This is a genomic window from Duganella sp. SG902, assembly GCF_013376005.1.
Taxonomy (GTDB): domain Bacteria; phylum Pseudomonadota; class Gammaproteobacteria; order Burkholderiales; family Burkholderiaceae_D; genus Rugamonas.
On sequence record NZ_JABMJK010000010.1, the window covers coordinates 1 to 24,982 of the forward strand.

The 24,982-nt window shown below is 64.9% G+C and carries 18 protein-coding genes; 8 read left to right on the forward strand and 10 right to left on the reverse strand.

The features are described 5' to 3' along the window. Window positions 1–131 precede the first annotated feature (131 nt). The 5 genes from FHW83_RS20190 to FHW83_RS20210 all read right to left on the reverse strand — a co-directional run bounded on the left by FHW83_RS20190 (window position 132) and on the right by FHW83_RS20210 (window position 7,292). Window positions 132–1,832, reverse strand: coding sequence for a tannase/feruloyl esterase family alpha/beta hydrolase (locus FHW83_RS20190; RefSeq protein ID WP_176648152.1), 1,701 nt, complete (start codon window positions 1,830–1,832; stop codon window positions 132–134). A gap of 87 nt (window positions 1,833–1,919) precedes the next feature. Further along, window positions 1,920–3,089 carry an ABC transporter substrate-binding protein gene (locus FHW83_RS20195; RefSeq protein WP_176648153.1) on the reverse strand — a complete coding sequence of 390 codons (1,170 nt, stop codon included), beginning with the start codon at window positions 3,087–3,089 and terminating at the stop codon, window positions 1,920–1,922. A 25-nt stretch (window positions 3,090–3,114) separates the two neighbouring features. After that, window positions 3,115–4,971: a feruloyl-CoA synthase gene (locus FHW83_RS20200; protein ID WP_176648154.1), complete on the reverse strand. Its 1,857-nt coding sequence runs from the start codon at window positions 4,969–4,971 to the stop codon at window positions 3,115–3,117. A gap of 10 nt (window positions 4,972–4,981) precedes the next feature. Further along, a complete protein-coding gene (locus FHW83_RS20205) occupies window positions 4,982–6,427 on the reverse strand; it encodes an aldehyde dehydrogenase (RefSeq protein WP_176648155.1) in 1,446 nt (481 codons plus the stop codon). A gap of 31 nt (window positions 6,428–6,458) precedes the next feature. Then, window positions 6,459–7,292, reverse strand: coding sequence for a p-hydroxycinnamoyl CoA hydratase/lyase (locus tag FHW83_RS20210; protein WP_176648156.1), 834 nt, complete (start codon window positions 7,290–7,292; stop codon window positions 6,459–6,461). A gap of 93 nt (window positions 7,293–7,385) precedes the next feature. On the opposite strand from FHW83_RS20210, the gene FHW83_RS20215 reads away from it, so the two are divergent. Beyond that, window positions 7,386–7,835 carry a MarR family winged helix-turn-helix transcriptional regulator gene (locus FHW83_RS20215; RefSeq protein ID WP_176648157.1) on the forward strand — a complete coding sequence of 150 codons (450 nt, stop codon included), beginning with the start codon at window positions 7,386–7,388 and terminating at the stop codon, window positions 7,833–7,835. A gap of 99 nt (window positions 7,836–7,934) precedes the next feature. Here the strand turns inward: FHW83_RS20215 and FHW83_RS20220 are convergent, their stop codons facing one another. Next, the gene (locus FHW83_RS20220; protein ID WP_176648158.1) at window positions 7,935–8,480 is read right to left on the reverse strand and encodes a thioesterase family protein; all 546 of its coding nucleotides are present in this window, start codon (window positions 8,478–8,480) and stop codon (window positions 7,935–7,937) included. Window positions 8,481–8,573: 93 nt separating this feature from the next. Here FHW83_RS20220 and FHW83_RS20225 point away from each other — a divergent pair, with 93 nt between their 5' ends. Then, on the forward strand, window positions 8,574–9,533 hold the full coding sequence (locus FHW83_RS20225; protein ID WP_176648159.1) for a GlxA family transcriptional regulator: 960 nt from the start codon (window positions 8,574–8,576) through the stop codon (window positions 9,531–9,533). Between the two features lie 8 nt (window positions 9,534–9,541). On the opposite strand, the gene FHW83_RS20230 is transcribed toward FHW83_RS20225, so the two are convergent. Both FHW83_RS20230 and FHW83_RS20235 read right to left on the reverse strand, forming a co-directional pair. Beyond that, the gene (locus tag FHW83_RS20230) at window positions 9,542–10,933 is read right to left on the reverse strand and encodes an amino acid permease (protein WP_304506230.1); all 1,392 of its coding nucleotides are present in this window, start codon (window positions 10,931–10,933) and stop codon (window positions 9,542–9,544) included. 151 nt (window positions 10,934–11,084) lie between these two features. Beyond that, window positions 11,085–12,239 (reverse strand): sugar diacid recognition domain-containing protein, encoded by a 1,155-nt coding sequence (locus FHW83_RS20235; RefSeq protein WP_176648160.1) that lies wholly within the window; start codon window positions 12,237–12,239, stop codon window positions 11,085–11,087. Window positions 12,240–12,368: 129 nt separating this feature from the next. On the opposite strand from FHW83_RS20235, the gene FHW83_RS20240 reads away from it, so the two are divergent. The 3 genes from FHW83_RS20240 to FHW83_RS20250 all read left to right on the forward strand — a co-directional run bounded on the left by FHW83_RS20240 (window position 12,369) and on the right by FHW83_RS20250 (window position 17,281). Continuing rightward, on the forward strand, window positions 12,369–13,661 hold the full coding sequence (locus FHW83_RS20240) for an MFS transporter (RefSeq protein WP_176648161.1): 1,293 nt from the start codon (window positions 12,369–12,371) through the stop codon (window positions 13,659–13,661). A gap of 9 nt (window positions 13,662–13,670) precedes the next feature. Then, window positions 13,671–14,816 (forward strand): glycerate kinase, encoded by a 1,146-nt coding sequence (locus tag FHW83_RS20245; RefSeq protein ID WP_176648162.1) that lies wholly within the window; start codon window positions 13,671–13,673, stop codon window positions 14,814–14,816. Window positions 14,817–14,914: 98 nt separating this feature from the next. Next, window positions 14,915–17,281: a hybrid sensor histidine kinase/response regulator gene (locus FHW83_RS20250; protein WP_229224278.1), complete on the forward strand. Its 2,367-nt coding sequence runs from the start codon at window positions 14,915–14,917 to the stop codon at window positions 17,279–17,281. Here FHW83_RS20250 and FHW83_RS20255 read toward each other — a convergent pair. Beyond that, complete coding sequence (locus tag FHW83_RS20255) at window positions 17,270–19,327, reverse strand: beta-galactosidase (RefSeq protein WP_176648164.1); 2,058 nt, start codon at window positions 19,325–19,327, stop codon at window positions 17,270–17,272. The two genes, FHW83_RS20250 and FHW83_RS20255, sit on opposite strands and share 12 nt — an antisense overlap. 118 nt (window positions 19,328–19,445) lie before the next feature. Then, window positions 19,446–20,597, reverse strand: coding sequence for an AraC family transcriptional regulator (locus FHW83_RS20260; protein WP_176648165.1), 1,152 nt, complete (start codon window positions 20,595–20,597; stop codon window positions 19,446–19,448). Between the two features lie 251 nt (window positions 20,598–20,848). Between FHW83_RS20260 and FHW83_RS20265 the strand changes: the two genes are divergently transcribed. From FHW83_RS20265 to FHW83_RS20275, 3 genes are all read left to right on the forward strand, one after another. Continuing rightward, window positions 20,849–21,361, forward strand: a complete 513-nt coding sequence (locus FHW83_RS20265) for a sigma-70 family RNA polymerase sigma factor (RefSeq protein WP_176648166.1) — start codon at window positions 20,849–20,851, stop codon at window positions 21,359–21,361. After that, a complete protein-coding gene (locus FHW83_RS20270; RefSeq protein WP_176648167.1) occupies window positions 21,358–22,296 on the forward strand; it encodes a DUF4880 domain-containing protein in 939 nt (312 codons plus the stop codon). Before FHW83_RS20265 ends, FHW83_RS20270 begins: the two co-directional genes overlap by 4 nt. Window positions 22,297–22,392: 96 nt before the next feature. Next, window positions 22,393–24,978 carry a TonB-dependent receptor gene (locus FHW83_RS20275; protein WP_218106371.1) on the forward strand — a complete coding sequence of 862 codons (2,586 nt, stop codon included), beginning with the start codon at window positions 22,393–22,395 and terminating at the stop codon, window positions 24,976–24,978. Window positions 24,979–24,982 lie beyond the last annotated feature (4 nt).

The following is a 24,982-nucleotide window of genomic DNA, read 5'->3' on the forward strand; positions in this document are numbered from 1 at the left end:
GATGGAGGAATTCGCACAACTGCAACCTTCACTCTTTTGAAACCATGTCAACAAAATTATTCCGGACAGCAGTGCGCCTGCGCGGGAATGACGGCTCTTAACGGCATTACGGCATGAGCGCGGATTAAGCCTTATTCACAAGTGAAGTTGGCCGCGTCCTCGATGTTGCCGCTGCCCTTGTACTTGGCCGCTTTAGGATAGGGGCACAGCGGACGGGTACGCGAAGCGGACCAACTGGCCGGCAGGTCGGTATTGACGCCGCCGGCGTTGCCCACGCCGCGCACGCTGGCCTGCACGCTGTCCGGCGCCTTGCCTTGCTCCACCCAATTGACCAGTGGCGTCAGCATATCGAATTGATCCGCGGTCGGACCGCCGGCGCAGTGGTTCATGCCCGGCACCGCGAAGAAGCGCGCGAAGTTGGAGGCATCGCCGCCGTTGTTGGTGCGCAGCGCGTTGTACCATGCCGTGGTGTCATCGCTGGAGAAGATCGGATCGCTGGTGCCGTGATAAACCATGATCTTGGCGCCGCGGTTTTTCAGCGTCGACAAGTCGGATGGATTCGGCGGCAGCATGAACGACAGCGCGCTCTCGGTGAAGGTGGCGTTGGTGGCGGCCACCTTGGTCAGCATGGTCGCCAGGTCGCCGGTCAGCGCGAAGTTCGGACCGTTGAAGGTGGCCGGATCTTCAGGCGGCGCCTCCCAGATCAAACCCACCGCGCCCGAGTCCAGCGCCAGCGGCGCATTGAACTTCCAGGATGCCCAGCCGCCGGTGGCGAGGCCGGCGTCGTAAGGGAAGCTGGAGTAGATCTTGGTTCCGCTCGCGGTGGTGGCGCCGGCGAACAGACCGCCGATGGCGGTTTTCTGCGCCGCACTCAGGCAGGTGCCGTCGCGCGAGCCGCCGCAGGTCGGCACATCGCGGTTCAAATCGAAAGCGGCCTGGCAGGCCTGCGTGTTCTGCACCAGGCCATCGGCCGCTCCGTCCAGCGCATCGCACTTGGCCAGCACCGCGTTGGACACCAGCGTGCGCTCGGCCTGCGTGAAGCCGGTCGACAGGTCGCCTGGCGTGGTGGCCAGCGTGTTATAGGTCTTGGCGCCGGCGATGTTGGCGATGGCCGCCAGCGGCAGGCGATAGCCGGGATTCCCGACCAGGAAGCCGTCGTATTGGTCGCCATAGCGGGCCGCCGCCACCATGGTATGACGGCCGCCGTTGGAGCATCCGCCGATGTAGGAGCGGTCCGGCTTCTTGCCGTAGGCGGTCTCGATGATGTATTTGGCCATTGGCGTCAGCTTGCCGACCGCCTGGTAGCCGTAGTCCAGCCGCGCTTGCGGATCGGTGCCGAAGAACGGCGTGGCCGGGCTGTGGCCAGCGTCGGAACTGATGACGGCAAAGCCCATGTTGAGCGCATTGTCGAGCGGGCCCCCACCGCCCACCGGGCCGGTCGCGGTCACCACGCTGCCATCAACGCCGCCGTTGGCCTGATAGAAGAAGCGGCCGTTCCAGTTGTTCGGCAGGCGCATCTCGAAGCCGATGGCGTAGCTCTTGCCGTCGACCGCGCTGGTGCGCTTGTACATCTGGCCGGTGACCTGGCAGTGCGCCGGCACCGGCTTGCCGGCGACCGTGAGCGCTCCCGCCGCGATGGCGTTGGCGCCGGTGATGGTGGTGTTGGCGAAGTTGATTTTATTAACCAGATCGGCGCAGTTGCCCAGCGTGGCGCCACTGGCCGCGCCAAGTTGCGGCAGGCCGCCGGCGCTTGCCTTGGTGCCGGAACCGCCGCAGGCAGTGAGCAGCAGCGCGACCGATGCCGCCATCGCGGTCAATTGGATGTTCTTCATTGGGTGTCTCCTCTATAGTCGTAAGGGCGTGACGGTCCGCGCAGCCTTCTATGGGCTGCGTGCGGACCTGCTTGGGGAACTACGGGATCAGATCGGCGCGACGTCCTTGAGCACGCCGACCGGCTGGTTAATCAGCTTGCCATTCACCTTCTTGACCTCGCGGATGTACATGTTCTGCACGATGTCGCGCGTGGCCGGGTCGATCGAGATAGGACCGCGCGGGCTGTCCCACTTCATGTTGGACAGGATTTGCATGGCCTTGTCGCCGGTAACGGTGCCATTCAGCTTGCGGACGGTTTCGTAGATCATGCCCATGGTGTCGTAGGCGGCCACGGTGACGAAGGTCGGCGGCAGCGCCTTCGGCAGCGCGGCGGCGTAGGCGGCCAGGAACGCCTTGTTGGCCGGGTTGTCCAGCGCGGTCGAGTAGTTCAGCACCGTGACAGCGCCCAGCGCGCGGTCGCCCAGCGCCTCCAGCGTCGGCGAGTCGCTGGTCATGTCGCCCACGCCCAGGAACTTGATGCCGGCCTTGTCGAGCCCCTTGTCGCTGAAGGCCTTCAGCAGCGCGGTGCCATCCTCGGCGCCGGGCGCGAAGAAGAACAGGGCGTCCGGCTTCTCGTCCTTGACGCGCTGGATGAACGGCGAATAGTCCGGGTTCGCCAGCGGCACGCGCGAGGAACCGACGATCTTGCCGCCGCCCGCCGTGAAGCCCTTGTTGAAGCGCGCCTCGGCGTCGATGCCGGTGCTGTAGTCGCTCACCAGCGTGTAGACCTTGCCGACCTTGTTGGCCGCGCTCCAGGTGCCGAAAGGCTCGGTCATCTGTTGCATGGTCATGCTGGTGCGCAGCATGTACGGCGACTTGGCGGTGATGCCGGTGGTGACCGCGTTCATCACGATCATCGGAATCTTGGCCTGGGTGGCGATCGGCGCCACCGCCAGCGCGCTTGGCGTCAGCGAGAAGCCGATCAGGAAGCTGACTTTTTCACGCGTGATCAACTCCTGCGCGGCGCGCTTGGACAAGTCGGCGTTGGAGCCGCCATCGTCGCGATAGACGATTTCGATCTTCTTGCCCGCCACCTTGTCGCCGTACTGCTGCATATAGGTCTTGATGCCGTCCTCGAACGGCTTGCCGATATTGGCGAAAGGCCCGCTCAGCGCCGCGATGACGCCGATGCGGATGGTGTCCTGCGCCTGCGCCACGCCATTGGCGAACACCATGCCGACCGCCACACCGATACATGCGAGTTTTTTCAGTTTCATAAATGTCTCCTGTAATTTTATGTATTTATGCAGCGATGATTACGTTTGGATCCGTACCTTCATACAGCGATGCCACGATGGCCGCGCGGCGCGTGAGCACCGCCGCCTGGTTGATGGAACCCTTGTCGGTCATCTCGCGATGATCGATCGATGGCGGTTCCGCCTGCAGCAGCAGGCGGTCGATGCGCATCGACGAGCCGCTGGCGTCCGCGTTGAGGCGGTTCAGCAGCGACTGGAAGCGCTCGCGCACCGGCGCGCTGGCCAGCACTTCCTCCACGCTGGCGCCGTCGCCAAGCCCGGACAGTGCCTGGCAATGTTCCATCCGTGGGAACACCAGCAAGCCGATGGCGTTGCGGTCGATGCCCGTGACCACCACGTCCAGCACATGCGGGGCCGCCGCGCTGATGACGCGCGCGCGCAGCGGGCCGACGCTGACGAAGGTGCCGGTGTTGAGCTTGAAGTCCTCCGCGATGCGGCCGTCGAACATGAAGCCCAGTTCACGGTGATCGGGATCGACAAAGCGCAGCGCGTCGCCGGTGCAGTAGTAGCCTTCCTCATCGAACGCCGCCGCCGTGAGTTCCGGCGCGCGCCAGTAGCCCGGCGTGACGTGCGGACCATGGAAGCGCGCCTCCAGCTTGTCGCCCGACGGCACCAGCTTGACCTTGCAGCCCGGCGCCGGCACGCCGACGTAGCCGGCCTTGATGATGTCACCGGTGCCGAAGGTGCACGACGGCGAGGTCTCGGTCATGCCCAGCCCCGTCATGATGCGGATCGACTCGCCCGATTCGGCGATGCCCGCCGCATCGAGCCTGTCCCAGGCCGCCTGCGACAGGCCGGCGCCGGCGCACAGGAACAGCTTCACGCGCGAGAAGAAGGTGGCGCTCAGCTTTTTGTCGCTGGCCATGGCGTCGGTCAGCATTTCAAATCCCTTGGGGATGTTGAAGTACATGGTCGGCGCGATTTCCGCCAGGTTGCGCAGGGTGGCGCCGAAGTCGCGCGGCGTTGGCTTGCCGTCGTCGATGTACAGCGTGCCGCCGTTATACAGCACGATGCCGACGTTATGGCTGCCGCCGAAGGTGTGATTCCATGGCAGCCAGTCCACCAGCACCGGCGGTTCCTCGCCCATGAAGGGGAAGGTCTGCAGCAGCATCTGCTGGTTGCTGCTCAACATGCCGTGGGTGGTGATGACGGCCTTGGGCTTCTTGGTGGAGCCCGAGGTGAACAGGAACTTGGCGATGGTTTGCGCGTTGACCTTGTCGTGCGCCGCCTCCACCGTGGTCGGTTCGACGTCCAGCAGCGCGCTGAAAGGCGTGGCGTGGTGGTTGGCCACCTCGCCGTGGGCCAGGATCAGCTCCGCGCCGGCCGGCATCACGGCGCTGATGGCGCGGCTGAACGCATTGCCGTCCGAGGCGTACAGCGCGCCCGGCGTCAACTGGCTGACCAATTCCGCCAGCTTGCCGTAGTCCGTGGCCACCAGCGAGTACGACGGCGACGCCGGCGAATACGGTATGCCCGCGTACATCGCCCCCAGCGCCAGCTGGAAGTGTTCGAGGTCGTTGCCGGACAAGATCATCAGCGGGCGCTCGGCCGACAGGCCGCGATCGAGCAGCGACTGGCCGATGCGGCGCGCGCGGTCCAGCACCTCCGCGTACGACAGGCGTATCCACTCGCCGTCCGGCCCGCGGCGCGCGACCAGCGTGCGCTCCGGGTGGGCGGCGGCGCCCGATTCCAGCCGGTCGGTGAAGCGGGGCGGGAAGTCGTCCAGCGGCGTGACGGCGTCCACGTGCCACAAGCCGTTTTCCTGGTACACCGCGACCTCCGGGTTGCCCAGCTTGACCGGGCGGCGCCTGACTTCAGGCGCCGCAGTCCTTGCTTGGTTCATGCGCTGCTCCTTAGATAGGGTAGTGGCGCGGGGTGGTCTGGACCGTGATCCAGCGCAGGTCCGTGAACTCCGCAATGCCCGCCTTGCCGCCGAAGCGTCCCTGTCCGCTGTGCTTCACGCCGCCGAACGGCATTTGCGCCTCGTCGTGCACGGTCGGGCCGTTGATGTGGCAGATGCCCGATTCAATGCGCTTGGCCACAGCCATGGCGCGGCCGATGTCGCGGCTGAACACCGCCGCCGACAAGCCGTATTCGCTGTCGTTGGCGAGGCGGATCGCCTCCTCCTCGGTGTCGAAGCGCAGGATCGAGACGATGGGGCCGAAGGACTCTTCCTGGTACACCTTCATTTCGGGCGTGACGCCGTCCACGATCGCCGGCTGCATGATATTGCCTTGCACTTCGGACGAGGTTTGCAGCACGCGCGCGCCGCGCTGTTTAGCGTCGGCCAGCATGGCGCTGACGCGGTTGGCGGCCGTGGCGTCGATCATGCCGGTCAGCGGCGCGTCGGCGTGCGCGGCTTTCAGGGTGCGGGTCTTGGCCTCGAACTTGTCGAGGAAGGTATCCGCGATCTTGTTGTCGACGATGATGCGGTCGGCCGACATGCAGATCTGCCCCTGGTTGAAGAAGGCGCTGAAGGCGGCGGCTTCCACCGCCTCGTCCAGGTCGGCGTCCTCCAGCACGATGAGCGGATTCTTGCCGCCCAGTTCCAGCAGCGCCGGTTTCAGGTGGGTGGCGCAATGCTGGGCGATGATGCGGCCGACATTGGTGGAGCCGGTGAAGTTGACGCGGCGGACGGCCGGCGCGGCGATCAGGCGCTCCACCACTTTCGGCGCGTCCTGCGGCGCATTGGTGATGACGTTGACCACGCCCGGCGGGAAGCCGGCATCCTCAAACGCGGTGCCGATCAGGCGGTGCAGGGCGGGGCACAGCTCGGACGCCTTCAGGATCACGGTATTGCCGCAGGCGAGCGGCATGGCCACGGCGCGGGTGCCGAGGATGACCGGGGCGTTCCACGGCGCGATGCCGACCACCACGCCGCAAGCCTGACGCACGCCCATGGCCAACGAGCCTGGTACGTCGGACGGAATCACTTCGCCGCTGATCTGGGTGGTCATGGCGGCCGCCTCGCGCAGCATGTTGGCGGCCAGCGTGACGTTGAACTGGTACCACACCGGCGCGCCGCCGGCTTCGGCGATGCCGCGCTCGACGAATTCGGCGCGGCGCGCTTCCATCGCGTCGGCGGCCTTCATCAGCAAGGCGCGGCGCGCGCCCGGCAGCATGGCGGACCATTCAGGGAAGGCGGCTTGCGCGGCTTGCACCGCGCGGTCGACGTCTTCCAGCGTGGCGGCGGCGGCGCGGGTGGCGACTTCGCCGCTGGCCGGGTTGCGGCGCTCGAACACGGCGCCGGTGTGGGCGGCGGCGCTGGCGCCGCCAATCAGCAGGTCGGTATTAAACATGGTTGTCTCCTCTGTTTTTATTGTAGGGTTTTTAACCGCGTTTGTAGGTTTGCAGGCCTGGCTTGATGGTCTTATCGTCCAGGAACTGCTTGAGGCCTTGCGCGCGGCCCTTTTCCGGATCGCGGTAGTTCGACTGGTCGACCTTGGCGTACAGGTAGTCCTCGTTCTGCTCCCAGGTCAGTTCGCGGCAGCGTTTGAAGCCGTTCTTGGCGATGCGCAGTACGGTCGGCGACTTGGCCAGCAGCTTGTCGGCCAGCTCCTGCACGTGCTGGCGCAGCTCGGCGCGCGGCACGCTCTTGTTGACCAGGCCCATGGCGGCCGCTTCCTGGCCGTTGAAGGTGTCGCCGGTCATGATGTAGTGCAGCGCCTGGCGGTGGCCCATGGTGTCGGCGACGGCCTTGCTGACCAGGTTACCCGGCGGGATGCCCCAGTTGATTTCGGACAGGCCGAACACCGCTTCATCGGCGGCGATGGCCAGGTCGCAGGCCACCAGCGGCGAGAACGCGCCGCCGAAGCACCAGCCGTTGACCATGGCGATGGTCGGTTTGGAGTACATGCGCAGCAGCTTCCACTGCCATTGCGAGCAATCGCGGCGCAGACGCTCCTGGAAAATCTCAGGCTTGCCGTCGTTCTCGCGGAAGTATTCTTTCAAATCCATGCCCGCGGTCCAGCTGTCGCCGGCGCCGGTCAGGACCACCACTTGCGCCTCGTCGTCCAGCTCCAGCGTCTCGAGCACGTCGATCATTTCGCGGTTGAGCGTAGGGCTCATGGCGTTGCGTTTTTCAGGACGGTTGAGGGTGATCCAGCCGATGCTGTTTTCAATCTCGACCTTCACGGTTTCCCATCGGCCAGCGTATTTGGACATACAATATCTCCTGTGTGTGTAAGTTTGTTATCAGGCTGCCTGATATGTACCTTATACTATACCCACCTTTTACGTTTTTCAAGATGAATTTTTATGGTTAGAGCAAATTCCGATTCCAAGCCCGTGGGACTGGCCTATCTGGTGGGGCGGCTGGACCACATTTTGAACAAGCGCCTGCGCGATTGCGTGGCGCCGGCCGGCCTGACGGTGCCGCAGTACACGGCGTTGACGGTGTTCCGTGCGCATGGTTCGCTGTCCAACGCGCAGCTGGCGGTGCGCATCATGACCACGCCGCAGTCGGCCAATGAGATGGTGAAGTCGATGGAGGGCAAGGGTTGGATCGAGCGCACGCCCGATCCGTCGCATGGACGCATCATCCAGATCACGTTGACCGAGGCGGGTCACGCGATTCTGGCGCAGTGCGATTCCAAGGTGCGCGAGGTGGAGCAGCAGATGTTTCCCGGTGCCACCGAGGAGCAGCGCGCGCTACTGCATGCGCAGTTGAAGGGCGCCGTGCGCGCCCTGAGTTTGGAAGGGCTCTGACCCGTCATTCCGGCGCAGGCCGGAATCCATGGAACGCATGGGCTGTGTTAACGCGCGCATTCTATGGATTCCGGCTTTCGCCGGAATGACGGGGCTTTGTCAGGCCGGCGTTTCCTCTTCGCGCAGCTGCACGCTCATGCCGTCGCAGCTGGCGGACCAGCGCGTCAGCCATTCAGGCAGCGCCGGCGATTGTTCCGCCACGCCGAGATCGCGCACGATATCGGCCGGCGGCACCGTGCCTTTGGCCGAGCGGAACACGCCGCGCATCACCACCACGCCGGCGACGCGGCCATCCTTGACGAAGCGGTGCTCGAGGAAGCTCCACTTGTCGTCCCAGCCCAGCATGCGGGTGTGGATTTCAAACGTCTGAAACACCCTCAGCTCGCGGCGGAACTTGCCCCATGCGTCGCCGACGATGGGCACGGCCTTGTGCCGCAGCGCGGTGCGGAAGGCGCCGGTTTTCAGCACATAGTCCATGCGGCCGACGTCGGCCAGCGTGAAATAGCGGCCATTGGTGACGTGACGGTTGAGGTCAAGGTCGAGCGGCCACACGCGCATGCGCACCACGGTGGTGGAAAAAGGGTCGACGCGCTTGCGCCATGGACGCTTGAGCAGCATCCAGAACAGTCGGAACCAGAGATTCATGGTGTACAGGTGAGTAGAGGATGGCCACCACTATAGAGGAGCGGGATCTGTTAAGGTAGATGCGGAAATGACTTTTTTCATGCGAAAAGCGACATGCATCTGACCCTGCTCTTTGCCGACCAATGCTCGGCCGCCAGCGCCACCACGGCCCTGGAACTGCTGACCGCCGCCAACCTGTTCGCCGGCGAGCCGATATTCGACGTCGTCACCGCGTCGCTGGACGGCGCGCCGGTGCGCACGCTGCGCGGCCAGACCTTGCAGCCGGAACTGGCGCTGGCGGACATCCCCCGCACCGATCTGGTGCTGATTCCCGGCTTTTTGTTCACGTTGCGCGAAGCCTTGCCCGGCTTCGGCCGTTACAGCGCGTGGCTGAAACGCCAGCACGCGCAGGGCGCGGTGCTGGCCACCATGTGCACCGCCACCTTCCTGTTGGCGGAAACCGGCCTGCTGGGCGGCACGCGCGCCACCACCCACTGGGCCTTCGCGGACCTGTTCCGCAGGCGCTATCCCGATGTGCGCATGGATGAACGCGAAACCCTGTGCGAGGACAATGGCCTGATCACCAGCGGCGGCGCCAGCGCGGCCATGGACTTGCTGCTGCACCTGATCCGCCGTTACGGCTCGCTCGACCTGGCGCAGAAGTGCAGCCGCTATCTGCTGATCGATAATGCCCGCTGCGAGCAATCGGTGTATGTGATGTGGTCCATGCCCAAGAGCCATGGGGATGCCGACATCCTGCGCGTGCAGAACTGGCTGGAGGAGCACTACGACCAGCCGCTGTCGATCGACGAGCTGGCGCCGCGCTTCGGCTTCGGCGTGCGCAATTTCATGCGCCGCTTCAAGGAGGCCACCGGCTACACGCCGCTGGCCTACCTGCAAACGCTGCGCATAGAAAAGGCCAAGCACCTGCTGGAAGCGACCCGCATGAGCCTCGACAGCATTACCTTCAAAGTGGGATATGAGGACAGCAACTCGTTCCGCCGGTTGTTCCAGCAGCGGGTGGGACTGCTGCCTGCGGCGTACCGGAAGAAATTCCAGCCGCAGGCAGCGTAGGGAAGGGCTTACTTGTTCAGCAGCGAGTGCTTGCGGGCGTAGCCGAAGTAGATCACCAGGCCGATGGCCAGCCAGATGATGAAGGCCACCCAGGTGAACCAGCTCAGGTAAGCCATCAGCGTGACGCAGAAGATCACGGCCAGCGCCGGAATCACCGGCACGCCCGGGCAGCGGAACGAGCGCTTGAGGTCAGGGCGGGTCTTGCGCAGGATGACGATGGCGATCGACACCAGGCTGAATGCGGCCAGCGTGCCGATGTTGACCAGCTCATTCAGCACGTTCAGCGGCACGAAGGCGGCCAGGATGCCGAACACGATGCCCACCAGCCAGGTGCAGAAGAACGGCGTCTGGAAGCGCGGATGCACTTCCGACAGGCGTTTCGGCAGCAGGCCGTCGCGCGACATGGCGTAGATGATGCGGGTTTGGCCGAAGGCCATCACCAGGATCACGGTGGTCATGCCGAGGATGGCGCCGAGGTCGACGAAACCGGCGAACCAGTTCTCGCCGGCGCGCTGCAGGGCCAGCGTGACAGGATGGTCGATGCCCATGAATTCCTTGAACGGCACGATGCCGGTCATGATGGCCGACACGATCACGTACAGCACCGTGCACACCGCCAGCGAGCCGATGATGCCGATCGGCAGATCGCGTTCCGGACGCTTGACTTCCTCGGCCGCCGAGGTCACGGCGTCGAAGCCGATGAAGGCGAAGAACACCAGCGCCGATGCGCTCAGCATGCCGTTCATCCCGTAAGGCATGAAGGGCTGCCAGTTGGCCGGGGTGACGTGGCGCGCGCCGACCAGGATGAACAGCAGCACCACGCTGATCTTGATGACCACCATGATGTTGTTCATGCGCGCCGATTCGCGCACGCCGATGCTCAGCATCGCGGTCAGCACCATCATGATGCACAGCGCCGGCAGGTTGATGAAGGTGGTCACGCCCGGCACCGCGCCCGGCGCGGCGGTCAGCGCCACCGGCAGGTGGATGTCGAAGCCCGACAGCAGCGACTGGAAGTAGCCCGACCAGCCGACCGACACGGCGGAAGTGGCGAGGCCATATTCCAGCAGCAGGTCCCAGCCGATCATCCACGCGGCCAGTTCGCCCAGCGTGGCATAGGAGTAGGTGTAGATGGAGCCGGCCACCGGCACGGTGGAGGCAAATTCCGCGTAGCACAGCGCCGCGAAGCCGCAGGCGATCGCCGCCACCACAAAGGACAAGGTCAGCGCGGGACCGGCCGTGACGGCGCCAGTACCGGTCAGCACGAAGATGCCGGTACCGACGATAGCGCCGATACCCATCAGGATCAGGTCGAAAGGACCGAGTACTTTCGCCAGGCCGCCCGGTTTGCGGGCTGTGGCGATCATCTCATCCAGATTCTTGGTTCGAAAAATGCTCAAAATGGCTCCAATTTTATTGTGGTTATCGTGATTCCCGACAACACCTTGTGAGTGTTGAAAGTCGGGCGACCGCAAATAATACAATATGGTGGAGTCAATGTTGCCGATTTATTCCTCAAAAATCGCGAGAACGGCCGCAGCTTGTTTCGTTTTAGTGACGGAATTCGCCGTTCAGGAGCGAGGATAGGTACAGCAGGAAGCGGTCTTCCAGCCGCGTCACGTCCAGTCCCGTGATCTCGCCAATGCGGCGCAGGCGGTAATCCAGCGTGTTGCGGTGGATGTGCAAGGCCTCGGCGGTGGCCGCCGGATGGCCGTCGTGGGCGAACCAGGCGTCCAGTGTGCGCTGCAGCAGTGCCTTGTTTTTGCCGAGTTTTGCCATCGGCGCGCGTAGCTGGGCCGCCTGCCAGCCGGTGTTCAGGCCGGAGAGCAGTACAGGCAGGGTGTGGTCGTAGTAACTGTACAGGTGCTGGCGCGGCTCCTGGCCGGCGCGTTCCTCCGGAGCTTGCGGGCGGGCCGCGCGCTGGCGGCCGACGCGGGCCGCCGCCTTGGCGCTCTGGAAGGAAGTCGCAACGCCTTCCGCGCCGTGCAGCGCGATGCCCTGGGTGAGCGTATGCGGCTGCGGGCAGACCGCGCGCACGCTGGCGGCCAGCGCCTGCAGCAGCTTCTCGTGGCCGGGACCGGGCGTCTCATGGAACTCCAGGATGGCCAGTTCGCGCGGACCGGTGGCTGCCGTCAGCGCCGCGGGCAGGCGCGCTTGCAGCCGCAATTGCAAGGCGTGCAGGTCGGCGCCGTCTTCCAGCTCCAGCAGGTAGACCGCGTGCATGCGCTCGAATTGCACGCCAAGGCGGTGCGCCCATGCCGCCATGTCGGCCGAATTGGCATGCTCGCCATTGATCAGGGTTAGCACGAAAGCCTCGCGGTAGCGCGAATCGCGTTGCAGTTCGCCGGTCAATTGGGCCTGTTCGAGGATCATTTCGGCGGTCAGGCGCACCAGTTCACCGAACTGGCGCACCTCGTCCGGGGCGCCGCTCAGGCCCACCGCGCCGCACAGCTGACCATTCACCGTGAGCGGCAGGTTGATGCCCGGCTGGGCGCCATGCAGATTGCGGGCGCTGGCCTGGTCGATTTTAATGGTCAGCCTCTTGGCCAAGGCGAGCAGGGCGCCGGCATGCAGCTCCCCGATGCGTCCCGGATTGCCGCTGGCGATGATGCTGCCGTTGGCGTCCATGACGTTGACGTTGTAGGGAATGATGCGCATGGTCCGCGTGACGATGTCCTGCGCCAGTTCCGTGCTTAAAATGTTCATGCCAGCTATTTTAGGGCATTTGCCCAATAATTGGCGCTGCGCCGCGCTGATATCCGGGCGGATGGCCAATGCTTTTTTGTGACGGATTCCAGATAATCGCCCTCACCATAAAAACATCTGGAGACTTGCATGAGCACTTCCATCCTGGACGGCGCCTATAAAAAGGCTGGCTGGCATCTGATTCCCTTCATCTTCGTCTGCTACCTGTTCAACTACCTGGACCGCGTCAACGTCGGCTTTGCCAAGCTGGAGATGCTCGACGCGCTCAAATTGAGCAATACCGTGTATGGGCTTGGCGCCGGCATCTTCTTTATCGGCTATGTGTTGAGCGGGGTGCCGAGTAACCTGATCCTGCATAAAATCGGCGCGCGCCGCTGGATCTCGGTGATGATGATCGCGTGGGGCAGCCTGTCGGCCTGCATGCTGTTCGTGACCACGCCAACTTCGTTCTACGTGCTGCGCTTCTTTACCGGCGTGGCGGAAGCGGGATTCTTCCCCGGCATGGTGCTGTACTTTACGCACTGGTTCCCGACCCGGAAACGTGGGCAGGTGATGGCGCTGTTCATGTCCGCGATTCCCATCTCCGGCCTGATCGGCGGTCCGCTGTCCGGCTGGATGCTGTCGCACTTCTCGGCCGGGCAAGGCGGCATGGCCGGCTGGCAGTGGCTGTTCCTGCTGCAAGGTCTGCCAACCGTGCTGCTGGGCGTGGGCGTGTATTTCTACCTGAACGATGGCATCACCCAAGCCAGGTGGCTGAGCGACGATGAAAAATCCGCCATGCGCGCCGCCCTGATCGACGACGAGCGGCAGCGCGCCGCCACCAGCACCGCTGGCGACTCCTTCGGCGCCGTGCTGCGCAACGGCAGCGTGTGGATACTGGGCGTGATTTACTTCTGCATCCAGATGGGCGTGTACGCGATTAACTTCTGGCTGCCGTCGATCATCAAGTCGCTGGGCTTCGAGAGCGCGGTCACGGTGGGCTGGCTGAGCGCCGTGCCGTATCTGATGGCGGCCGTGTTCATGGTGTGGGCGGGCCGCTCGGCCGACAAGCATCGCGAGCGCCGCTTCCACGTCTCGCTGCCGATGGTCATGGGCCTGGCCGGGCTGCTGATGGCGGCCAACTTCTCCAGCAATGCCGTGATCGTGATGGTGGGCCTGAGCATGGCGACCATGGGCGCGTTGGCGGCGCTGGCGCAGTTCTGGTCCCTGCCGGCGGCCTTCCTGGGCAGCGCGGCGGCTGCGGGCGGGCTGGCGCTGATTAACTCACTGGGCCAGATCGCCGGTTTCGTCAGCCCTTTCCTGGTCGGCTGGATCAAGGACGCGACGCAAAGCACCGACATGGCGCTGTATATTTTGTCCAGCGTGCTGCTGCTTGGTGCGATACTGGTGCTGCGCATTCCCGCCAAACTGGTCAACCGATAAGAGCAAGCGATGAAAATAGTCATAGCGCCCGATTCGTTCAAGGAGAGCCTGACGGCAATGGCGGTCGCCAACGAGATCGAAGCCGGCTTCCGCGAGATCTTCCCGGATGCCGAATACCGCAAGCTGCCGGTGGCGGACGGCGGCGAAGGCACGGTACAGGCAATGATCGACGCCAGCGGCGGCAAGCTGGTGACCTTGACGGTGACCGGCCCGCTGGGCGATCCGGTATCGGCCTTTTACGGCTTGATGGGCGACGGCCAGACGGCGGTGATCGAGATGGCCGCCGCCAGCGGGCTGGAACTGGTGGCGCCTTCGCAGCGCGATCCCTTGCGCACCACCAGCTACGGCACCGGCCAGTTGATACGCAGCGCGCTCGACGCGGGCGCGCGCCGCTTCGTGCTGGGCGTCGGCGGCAGCGCCACCAACGATGGCGGCGCCGGCATGCTGCAGGCGCTCGGCGGCCGTTTGCTCGACGCGTCCGGCGCCGAGCTGGCGGCCGGCGGCGGCGCGTTGGACCAGCTGGCCCGGATTGACTTGTCCGGCCTCGATGCCCGCATCAATGATTGCGTGTTCGACGTGGCCTGCGATGTCAGCAATCCGCTGGTCGGGCCGCAGGGCGCGTCCGCCATCTTCGGCCCGCAGAAAGGCGCCACACCGCCGATGGTGGCGCGATTGGACGACAACCTGCGCCACTATGCGGACGTCATCGCCCGTGATGTGGGCCAGCAGGTGGCCGAGGTTCCCGGCGCCGGCGCCGGCGGCGGCATTGGCGCCGCCATGATGGTGTTCCTCGGCGGCCGCCTGCGGCCGGGCAGCGAGATCGTGGCCGACGCAGTCGGGCTGGATGCGGCGGTGGCGGACGCGGACCTGGTCATCACCGGCGAAGGCCGCATCGATGGGCAGACCGTCAGCGGCAAAACCCCGGTCGGCGTGGCGCGTGTGGCGCGGCGCCACGGCAAGCCGGTGATCGCCATCGGCGGCTCGCTTGGCGTGGGCGCCGGCGAGGTGCATGCGCACGGCATCGATGCGGTGTTCGGCTCCGTCAGCCGGCCCTGCACGGTGGACGAGGCCCTCGCGGCGGCGGCGGCCAACGTGCGCGGCGCCGCGCGCAACATCGCCGCCACATTACGGTTGGGGGTCCGGCTGGGCTTGTGATAGAGTTGTCTCCGATGTAACTACGGGGCCGACTCATGGCACGACGCGGTATGCCGTCGATTAAAGTACGAATCTATACTCTGGTTTGGGCTTGCGCCTTGCCATCCATCGTCGGCTTCTCGCTGCTGACGGCCCACTTCATCGACCGTGAGCGTGAGCAGATCAAGCGCGATACCCTGATCACGGCGCGCGCGCTGATCCAGGCGGTGGACCGTGATCTCAACACCGGCATCAGCGTGGCGCTGGCGCTGTCCCAATCGCCCAATCTGGACAAGGGGGACTTCGCCGCCTTCCATGCGGAGGCGAGCAAGACCCTGCGGCCTGAATTCCCCGGTTTTAATTTCGTCCTGAGCGACCGCGATTCGGTGCAGCTGCTGAACACCGCGCGTCCGTATGGCCCGCTGCTGCCCGATCCGGGCAGCGCGGAACGCATCCGCAAGGTGTTCGAGACCGGCAAGCCTGTGATTTCCGACGTGTTCATCGGCGGCGCGTTGAAACGGCCGCTGGTGGCGATCCATGCGCCGGTGCTGCGCGACGGTAAAGTCATCTACTGCATCTCGACGGCGTTCGTGCCGGAGCGGCTCGGCCACACGCTCAAGGAACAGCGCCTGCCGCCGGACCGCGTGGTGGCGGTGTTCGATTCGCAGGGCGTGATCGTGGCGCGCTCGCTGGACCCGGAACATTCGGTCGGCAAGAAAGGCGCGCCGTCGCTGCTGGCGCAAATGCCGGAGAAAATGGAAGCCGCCGTGGAAGCCACCACGCTGGAGGGACTTCCGGTGTATTCGATGTACAGCCGCTCGCCCAGCAGCGGCTGGGCGGTGGTGATCGGCGTGCCGCGCAGCGTGGTGTGGTCGGAGATGCTGGCCTCCGTCAAGTGGATCGGACTGGGCGTGATGACGCTGCTGCTGGCAGGCTTCTGCGTGGCCTGGGCCTACGCGCGCGGCATTGGCCGTTCGGTGGAACAGGCCAATGCCGCCAAGGACGCCTTCGTGGCCAACATGAGCCACGAGTTGCGCACGCCGATGAACGCGGTGCTGGGCATGGCGCATTTGCTGGGCACCACCAAGCTGTCGCAGGAGCAGAGCCGCTACCTGGAGATGATACGGGCTTCCGGCCAGTCGCTGCTGGGCATCCTGAACGACATCCTGGACTTCTCCAAGATGCAGGCCGGGAAGGTGGAACCGCACCCGGTGCGCTTCAAGCTGGATGAGGTGATGCATTCGCTGGCCACCATCATGAGCGTGAGCGCCGGCGAGAAGGAGCTGGAGCTGTGCATGGCGGTGGAACCGGACGTGCCGCGCGTGTTGATCGGCGACGCCTTGCGGCTGCAGCAGATCCTGGTCAACCTGGCCGGCAACGCCATCAAATTCACCGAGAAGGGCGAGGTCTCGGTGCTGGTGCAGCGCATGACCAGCGCGCCGCTGACGCTGCGTTTCTGTGTGCGCGACACCGGCATCGGCATGACCGAGGACCAGCTGGCGCGGTTGTTCTCCCCGTTCACGCAGGGCGACCTGTCGTTCACGCGCCGCTTCGGCGGCACCGGGCTGGGATTGACCATCTCGAAAAACCTGATCGAGATGCTGGGCGGTTCCATACAGGTGCTAAGCGAGCCGGGTAAAGGCAGCGAGTTCCGTTTCACGCTGGCCTTCACCGCGGCCGAAGAGGCGGAGCCGGCGCGCGGCGCCAATGTGCTGCATGTGCTGGTGGTGGACGACAACCGCACCAGCCGCACCTTCATCGGCAAGACGGTGCGCTCGTGGAACTGGACCAGCGACCGTGCCGCCTCCGGCGAGGAAGCGCTGGCGCGCCTGCGCGCGGGCACCCATTACGACGTGGTGCTGGTCGATAGCCTGATGCCGGGCATGGACGGCATCGCCACCATGCGCGCGATGCGCGAACTGTCCGACGTACCGGTCATCTTCATGGTCAACGCCTACGCGCGCGGTAAGCTGATGCAGGAGATGGCCGAGGCCAGCGCGGCGGCCTTCCTCACCAAGCCCGTCACCGCATCCAGCCTGTTCGACGCGGTGCAGACCGCGCTGGCGCCCACCGCGCCGGACGGCGCCAGTGCGGGCGCACAGGCCATGCCGCCGCTGGGCGGCGTGCGCATCCTGCTGGTTGAGGATAATCTCATCAACCAGAACGTCGCCCGGGGCATCCTGGAGCAGGCGCAGGCCGTGGTCACGGTGGCCGACAACGGCCAGGTGGCGCTGGACCTGCTGCGTGGCGGCGTCTACGACCTGGTGCTGATGGACGTGCAGATGCCGGTGATGGACGGCTTCACCGCCACCCGCAAGATCCGCGCGGAGCTGGGCCTGAAATTGCCGGTCATCGCCATGACGGCCGGCGTGATGGAGTCCGAGCGCGAACAGTGCACCAGCGCCGGCATGGACGACTTCATCGCCAAGCCGATCGACGTGGAGCAGATGTTCGCGACGCTGGCGCGCCATCTGTCAAGGCTGTAGCAGCTCGACGCCATACGGTTCGAGCAGCAGCGTGTCCTGCCATGACTTGCCGCCAATGACACCGGTGGCGCCGCCGGCCAGCTTGATCCGCTGCGGCTGGGTGGTGGTGTTGACGTACAGCGTGCGGCCCTGCACCTCGCGTGCGTAGACGCCCTCCGGCGTGACGGGGCCCGGCGTGATCCCCAACTGCTGGTAAAGCCCGCGATAGAGCGCCTGCATCACCGGTCGTTGCGGCGCCGTGGCGACGTAGATGGCCTGACCGCGCCCGTATCGATTGAGTGTGATCGCAGGCGGCGCGCCCTCGACATTGCTCAGGCGCGCGAGCACGCTGGCGCTGGACGGTTCCAGCACCTCGTAGAAGTTAGTGCTGGTGGCCAGCTTCTGGCCGTTGAAGTCCACCTCCAGCGGCGCCGCGGCGTTATAGAACTCGCTGGTGCGCAGGCCGAACACGTCGCTCAATCCGCCGGGCAGGGCGGTGTTGAACCACTGCCCATGTTCGTCGATCTTGGCCGAGAACGCGCTCATGACCACCGTGCCGCCGCCGTCGACATAGCGGCGCAGCGCGCTGGCGCTGCGCTGGTCCATCACCAGCCCGGCCGGCACCACGACCAGCTTGTAGCGCTGCAGATCCTCATGGCCGATGTTGATGACGGCGGTGTCGATATTGTCGTTGAAGACCGGTGCGAACGCGTTGTGCAGCTGGTCCATGTACGGGATGGTGAAATAGTTGCGCATGGTGTTGGACGGGCCGGGCGGCGCGGAGGCGTTGCGGCTGTCGAACGAATAGGCGAAAGCCACCTGCGGCGCGGTGTAGCGCGGGAAACCCATGCCTTGCAGGCGCTGGAACTCCTTGGCGATGGTGCCGAACTCGCCGAGTTTCCAGGATGGCTTGTCGTCGTGATCCAGCAGGCCCATCAGCATTTGCTCCTCGCCGCCGAGATGGGAGTTGAAGGTCCAGGCCATCACCGCCTGTGATCCCAGCAACAGGCCCAGGTGGGCCCACATGCGCGACCTACCCTTGGTGCCGTAATAGCCGCCGCCACCGGCGGTAAATTCGTTGAACCAGATCGGCGTTTCCATGCCGGCCTTCATCATCAGCGCCTCGAAACCGGACCCCACCGGCTCCCCCGGGTAGAAGCCCATGGCGCCATAATTGGCGTACTGGCGATAGCTGGACAGGTAATCGAAGCCTTTGCGCGGTGCGCTGTCCCACAGGTTGGAGATGGCCGGCTTGTCGGGCGCGTAGCGGGCGCGCACCTGTTCCAGGTCCTTCAGCACGGCGATGGTGTTGTCGGACCAGAAGCGGCGCAGGTCGAGATTGCGCTCGGCCGGGCCGGGGCCGTCGGCGTAGGGCAGTTCGACCTCATCCCAAGTGCTCAGGCGGCGCGACCAGCGCTGGGTGGCCCAGGCCTGGTTGAGCGCCTCCAGGGTGCCATATTTGCGTTTCAGCCAAGTAACGAAGCGGCCACGGTCGGCCTTCGAGTAGGACATGAAGGTGTTGCCGATCTCGTTATCGAAGCCGATGGCGATCACGGCAGGATGGTGGGCGTAGCGCTTGACCAGCTGCTCGGCCAGCCGCACGGCCAGGCGGCGGTAGTCGGGATCGCTGATGTCCAGCATGTAGCGCTCGGCCGGCCGCACCACGGCGCCCTGGGCGTTGACCAGGTTCACGCCGGGATATTTGCGATGCAGCCACAGCGGCGCCGGCGTGCCGGGGATGTCGACAATGACCCGGATGCCGTTCTCGTGCATCTGGTCGAGGATGCGCTCGAATGGCGTCAGCGAGAACTTGCCTTCCTCGGGCTCGAAATAATCCCACGACAAGTCGCCCATGCGCACCACGTTGAAGCCGGCCTGTTTCATCAGGGCGATATCGTTGCGGATCTGCGCCGGCGAGCGGTCGACGGGCTGGTAGCAGGTGCCGACGAACAACTGGCCGGGGCCGGGCCAGGCTTGCCGGATCGCGGCGGTATCGTTGGCGGCGCCCAGGCAGGCGGGGCTGGTCAGCAAGGCCAGGGCGCAAGCCACGGCGGCGGGTATTCTCATCAGGCGTCTCCTTGGTATGTAATGGGCGCCAGCCTAAGCGCCTGACGCACCAGGAGGTAACGGCAGCGTACCAATTCCTATCAAAATGCGGGAATTGGCATGATTTTTCCCGAAATTGCTATACCGATGTGGCGGTTTCAGCCGGCGGCGGGGTGACGTCCTCGGGCGAGGTCATGCCGCGGAAGGCCTTGGGCGTGCAACCATATTCATCCTTGAACAGCTTGTTGAAATAGGAGACGTTGGCGTAGCCGACCGAATAGGCGACTTCGGCCACCGTGGCGCTGCCGTTATCGGCCAGCAGCCGGGCGGCTTCGGTCAGGCGCAATTTGTTCAGGTAGGCGCTGAAGGTCATGCCCAGCTCGGCCTTGAGCAGGTCGTTGATTTTCTTGCGGTTGACGCCGGTTTCGGTGGCGACGGTGTCCAGGTCGAGTTCGGCGTTGGCATAGTTGGTGGCGATAAACCGCAGCACCGCGGCTTTTTCCTTGTCCCGGTACGGTTCCAGCGTCAGCTGGCGGTAGGCCATGAAGGGCAGGTCGCGCTTGAGCTGGGTGTTCATGCTGGCCACCAGCGCGCGCGCATGGGCCAGGAACAGCCAGACCGCGAAACCCACGGCACTCACGGCCAGCCACACCACCAGCGCGGCGATATAGCGATAATCGCGGCCGTTCAGCGAGAGTTCGGTGATCTCAACGTGCGAGTCGACCTGGAGCGGGCTCTGCGAACTGATGCCGAAGCCGATTTTCGGTACCTGGTCCAGCTTGAACGCCTGGCGGGAGATGTCGCGTTTGAGCAGGTCGAACCACCATTGCGGGATGCTCAGATGGGCCAGGCTCAGCTTGCTGCGCACGCCTTGCTCGTTGCAGGCGAAGTAGGTAACAGGGGTCGGGTAGGTCAACAGCTTGCCCGGCTGTGAGAATTGCGCATCAAACGTGGGGATCACCATCGTCAGCGCGTTGGCCGGCTGGCACTTGGCGACCAGTTCCACCGAGCTGTATCTGGTCAGATCCACCAGTTTGGGCGCGCCGGCGCCATCCACGAAATGCAGGTCGACGGAGGCGTAGTCGCCCGGTTTCGACAGATTGAAGTCATAGCTCAGGCTGTCGTCGTTCACCTGCACGCGGGTGTGCGGGTCACGGCCTTCGGCGGTGGTCGGCAGCCGCCAGGGCAGGGGCGTGGCGTGCGCCGGCAGCAAGGAGGTGTGCAGATAGCTTTGATAAATGCAGGCGCCTGCGACCAGCGCGTCAATCAGCAGTAACAGGAGCAAGGCCATCAAGGCCTTTTTATAAAACATTTGCATAACGCGGATAGGTGAATGTTTGTTGCGATGCAGCGTGAAGCCCGGGCTGGGTCAGCGCCGAAATCATAACAGCTACGCTGTGTGTCACTTGCAACAATTGGCGTGCGGGCACCGATAACTTCTGCGCGTCTATTGATGTGGATTTTGATATTGCTGCTTTTTCTAACAAGCTTATTTGGAATTGTTCGTTTTACTGGACGGGCCGGGGCTTTATATTGGCGGCCATGCGTACCGTATCTTTTGCCCCTTCCGCGCGCGACCAGCTACTCGGCGGCGAATTCCGCCGCAGTTACGGCTGGCTCACGGCCAGCGTGCACCGTCTGGTGGGCTCGCGCCATGACGCCGAGGACCTGGCCGCATCGGCGTTCACCGAGCTGGCGGGCATGGAAGACGTCAGCCACGTGCGGCAGCCGCGCGCGCTGCTGACCACCATCGCCCGTCGTCTGACATATGAGTTCTGGCGCCGGCGCGACCTGGAACGCGCCTATCTAGAACAATTGGCGCTGGCCCCGGAGTTTTCCGAGGCCTCGCCGGAAGACATTTGCGCCGCGATCGACGAATTGATGCGCATCGACGCCGCCCTGCAAGGCCTGAGCGCCAAGGCGCGCGAGGCCTTCATCCTCAGCCAGTTCGAAGAACTGGGCTATGCGGAAATCGCCGCACGGCTGGGCGTCTCGGTCAGCATGGTGCGCAAGTATCTGGCGCAGGCCCTGGCGGCCTGCTACGCCATCGTATGAAGCTGGCGCCGGCCGAACAGCAGGCGGTGATGTGGGAAGTCCGCCTGCGCGAGGGCGACGTCGGCGCCAAGGTGCTCAATGAATTCGACCATTGGCGCACGGCGGAGGCGGCGAACGAACAAGCGTGGAACGCCTTGCAGCAGCGCCTTTCGCGCATCGGCGGCGCACGCGCGCGCGACGCGTCGGCAGTGGTGCATGCGCTGCGCGTGCCCGCCACGGAGCGGCGCCGCGCCTTGCGCGCCGCTTTCGGCATGCTGGCGCTGGGCTGCGGCGGCTGGAGCTTGCGACAAGGCGTGCATGGCCTGGGGTTGGATGCGGACTGGCGCAGCGCGGTCGGCCAGCGCGGCGAGGGCGTGCTGGCGGACGGAACGCCGCTGGTCTATGACGCCAACACCCGCATTTACCTGGCTGGCAGCGCCGCCACACCCGTGCTGGATCTCCAACAGGGACAACTGCTGGTGAAGTCGTGGCCGGAGCGCGGCGGTGTGCTCAGCGTGGCGACCGCGCACGGCACGGTGGTGACGGGCGGCGCGGAGTTCAGCGTTGGCCGGCTGGCAGAACGCAGCGTGGTCGCGGTCAGCGCCGGCAGCGCCTTGCTGCGGCCCCAATCCGGTCCGGCGGTGTTGGTCCCGGCCGGCGGGACATTCTATTTCGGTCATCATGGCGCGCAGGCCAGCGAACTGTCTTTCAACGCCATCAGCGCCTGGACGCGCGGCGTCTGCGTTGCCGACCGCATGCCGCTGGCGGAACTGATGGAGATCTTCGGCCGCTATCGCAAAGGGATGTTGCGGGCAAGCGGCCGTGCGGCCGCGATGGAGATCAGCGGCGTGTTCCGGCTCGAAGACATCGAGCGCGCGCTGTTGCAGGTGGCCGATATCCTGCCGGTGCGGCTGCGGCGCTACGGCGGCTACCTGACGGTATTGAGCGCGATCTAAAAAATATTTTCAGTTTTTGGTGACACTTTTCGATTCTCGCCGCACATGGTTAGTGAAGCGCCTTGATCGGGGCGCCATAACCTTGTGAGGCACGTTTTGCAGAAACCACAGCACATCCTGGCCATCCTGGCCGTGACCCAGTTACTCGCCTTGCCAGCCGCGCTGGCGCAGGACGCCACCCGCCATCAGTACCAGTTGTCCGGCGCGCCGCTGGACAAGACCCTGCTGCGCATCGCCGCCGAAAGCGGCGTGGCGCTGGCTTATGACCCCAAGCTGCTGGAGTCGGTGCGCTCGGCGCCGGTCAACGGCAATTACAGCGCCACCGAGGCGATCACCCGCGCGCTTGAAGGGACGGGTTTTGAGCTGGTCAGCGCCGGCGGCGGCCGCACGCTGACCATACGCCGCGCGCTGACCGTGCCGGCGGTGGCGCGTCCCGCCGTGCAGGCAGTCATCACGCCGGTGGCGCTGCGCACCCCGGCTGCCGCTGCCGCCGCAGAGGCGCCGAACAACGAGGTGCTGGCCCGCGTGACCGTCAGCGGCACCAAACGTCCGGCGCCCGGCCAGGACACCGACGATATCCAGCGCGCGCCGACTTCCTCCTACCGCGTCACCGGCGAGCAGTTGGAGCGGCAGAACCTGACCACGCTGGAGGACTTGCAGCAGCTGGTGCCGGGGCTGGTGATCCAGAGCACAGATCCCTCCGATACGCAGATCACCATTCGTGGCGTCGGCGACGGCGGCGGCCAGGCCAGCGGCGACCAGAACATCGGCATGCCAAGCAGCGTGGCGATTTATGTCGATAACGTGTATCTGCCGCGCGCCGGCATGTTGAGCAGCGGCTTGGGCGACATCGAATACGCCGAGGTGTTGAGCGGTGCGCAGGGCACCACCTTTGGCGCCAATGCCACCGGCGGTGTGGTCAACATCCATACGCGCGCGCCAGGCTTCACGCCGGAGGCGTCGGTCTCGGTGTCGTATGGCCAGAACGGCTACGCGCGCGGGCGCGCCATGCTGTCGGGCGCTTTGTCCGAGAGTTGGGCTGGCCGGCTTAATCTCGTGTACACCAATAACGACGGTCCGGTCACCAATGTCCGCAACGGCAACAAGCTGGCCGGCGTGACCAGCAGCGGTGCGCGCGGCCAGTTGCTCTTCAAGCGCGGCGACAATTTCGACCTGCGACTAAGCGCGGACATCAACGTCACCAACAGCGAACCGACGCCGGTGCTGTTGTCGACCAATGTGTTCAGTGGCGTCGACAGCTTCCTCAAGCATTCGGCGGCGGTGGGTAATCACGTCGTGTTCGGGCCGAACGTCGATCTGGATGACGAAAACACCGTGCACGTGAAGCAGGGCGGCGTCTCGGCGGAAGCCAACTGGCGCTTCGAAAATGGCTACAAGCTGCGTTCCGTTACCTCATACCGCTTCTTCCGCTCGGACCCGAACGTGGCGGACGGCTTGAGCGTGGGCGTGTATAACAATACCGGCACGCGCGTGATCGACCGCAGTTGGTCGCAGGACCTGCGGCTGGATTCGCCGGTTGGCGAGACCTTTGACTACGCGCTCGGCCTGACGTATCTGGGGCAGCATCTGGATACTCTGGCGCATACGCGCTACACCAACAACAAGCTGGCCGGCATCTATCTCGATTCGGCCAGCTATAACGGCCTGGATGTGATCCGTGTCGGCCAGGTGCACGACTACATGGCGTCGCCGTATGCGCAGGGGACCTGGCACTTTGCGCCGTCGTGGGACTTGACGGCCGGCGTGCGTGCCAATTATGAGGAGAAGGGCGGTTCGTTCGTGCGCTACAACCGGGCGGCCTTCAATTCCGGCTATCTGCAGGAGTATCACGTCTTGCCTTCGGGGACGCTGGTGCTGAAGCACGAGGTGGCGCCCGGGTGGAACGCCTATTTGGCCGGCTCGTATGGCGAGAAATCGGGCGGTCTGAATATCTCGGCCGGCGCGGCCAAGGCGGCTGGCTATGACACGCTGCTGATCAAGCCGGAGAAGACCAAGAGCGCGGAATTGGGCATCAAGGGCGCGCTGCTGGAAAACAAGGTCCGGTTGGCCGCGGACCTGTTCCAGACCGAGATCACCGATTTTCAGACGCAGGGTTACAACCCGGACGATCAACAGACTTACCTGATGAACGCCGGCAGCTTCCGCTCGCGCGGCGCCGAGGCGACGATCGCCGCGACCCTGGCCAAGGGCTGGGACCTGAACCTGGCGGGCATTTATAACGCCGCCAATTACACCGACTATGAGAATGCGCGCTGCCCGGCGGAGGTGACCTTGTCGCCGAAGCCGCCGGCATCCTGCAATCTCACTGGCCAGCGTGTGTTCAATGCCCCGCGCATCACCTGGAACGCCAGCACGCGCTATGCGTGGCGTACCGAAAACGGCCTGGAAAACTTCGTCAGCGCACGTTATTCGTATCGCGGCTGGATGTATGGCACGGTGGACAATTCGCGCCTGACGCGGGTGGAGGGCTACGGTCTGGCGTCACTCTCGGCCGGCACCACGGGCCGCCTGCAACAGGGCGAATGGAGTGCATCGCTGTGGGTGAACAATGCGTTCGACAAGCAGTATTACCGCCGCGTGGCGAGCGGCGACTACGGTTCGGTGTGGGCCTGGCTGGGCGAGGCGCGCACTGTCGGCGCAACGCTGGCGTTCAAGTATTAAGGAG

Bases quoted from the DNA above. Each gene is read 5' to 3' on its own strand.
- FHW83_RS20190 (WP_176648152.1), bottom strand. From the start codon at position 1,832: ATGAAGAACATCCAATTGACCGCGATGGCGGCATCGGTCGCGCTGCTG.
- FHW83_RS20195 (WP_176648153.1), bottom strand. From the start codon at position 3,089: ATGAAACTGAAAAAACTCGCATGTATCGGTGTGGCGGTCGGCATGGTG.
- FHW83_RS20200 (WP_176648154.1), bottom strand. From the start codon at position 4,971: ATGAACCAAGCAAGGACTGCGGCGCCTGAAGTCAGGCGCCGCCCGGTC.
- FHW83_RS20205 (WP_176648155.1), bottom strand. From the start codon at position 6,427: ATGTTTAATACCGACCTGCTGATTGGCGGCGCCAGCGCCGCCGCCCAC.
- FHW83_RS20210 (WP_176648156.1), bottom strand. From the start codon at position 7,292: ATGTCCAAATACGCTGGCCGATGGGAAACCGTGAAGGTCGAGATTGAA.
- FHW83_RS20215 (WP_176648157.1), top strand. From the start codon at position 7,386: ATGGTTAGAGCAAATTCCGATTCCAAGCCCGTGGGACTGGCCTATCTG.
- FHW83_RS20220 (WP_176648158.1), bottom strand. From the start codon at position 8,480: ATGAATCTCTGGTTCCGACTGTTCTGGATGCTGCTCAAGCGTCCATGG.
- FHW83_RS20225 (WP_176648159.1), top strand. From the start codon at position 8,574: ATGCATCTGACCCTGCTCTTTGCCGACCAATGCTCGGCCGCCAGCGCC.
- FHW83_RS20235 (WP_176648160.1), bottom strand. From the start codon at position 12,239: ATGAACATTTTAAGCACGGAACTGGCGCAGGACATCGTCACGCGGACC.
- FHW83_RS20240 (WP_176648161.1), top strand. From the start codon at position 12,369: ATGAGCACTTCCATCCTGGACGGCGCCTATAAAAAGGCTGGCTGGCAT.
- FHW83_RS20245 (WP_176648162.1), top strand. From the start codon at position 13,671: ATGAAAATAGTCATAGCGCCCGATTCGTTCAAGGAGAGCCTGACGGCA.
- FHW83_RS20255 (WP_176648164.1), bottom strand. From the start codon at position 19,327: ATGAGAATACCCGCCGCCGTGGCTTGCGCCCTGGCCTTGCTGACCAGC.
- FHW83_RS20260 (WP_176648165.1), bottom strand. From the start codon at position 20,597: ATGGCCTTGCTCCTGTTACTGCTGATTGACGCGCTGGTCGCAGGCGCC.
- FHW83_RS20265 (WP_176648166.1), top strand. From the start codon at position 20,849: ATGCGTACCGTATCTTTTGCCCCTTCCGCGCGCGACCAGCTACTCGGC.
- FHW83_RS20270 (WP_176648167.1), top strand. From the start codon at position 21,358: ATGAAGCTGGCGCCGGCCGAACAGCAGGCGGTGATGTGGGAAGTCCGC.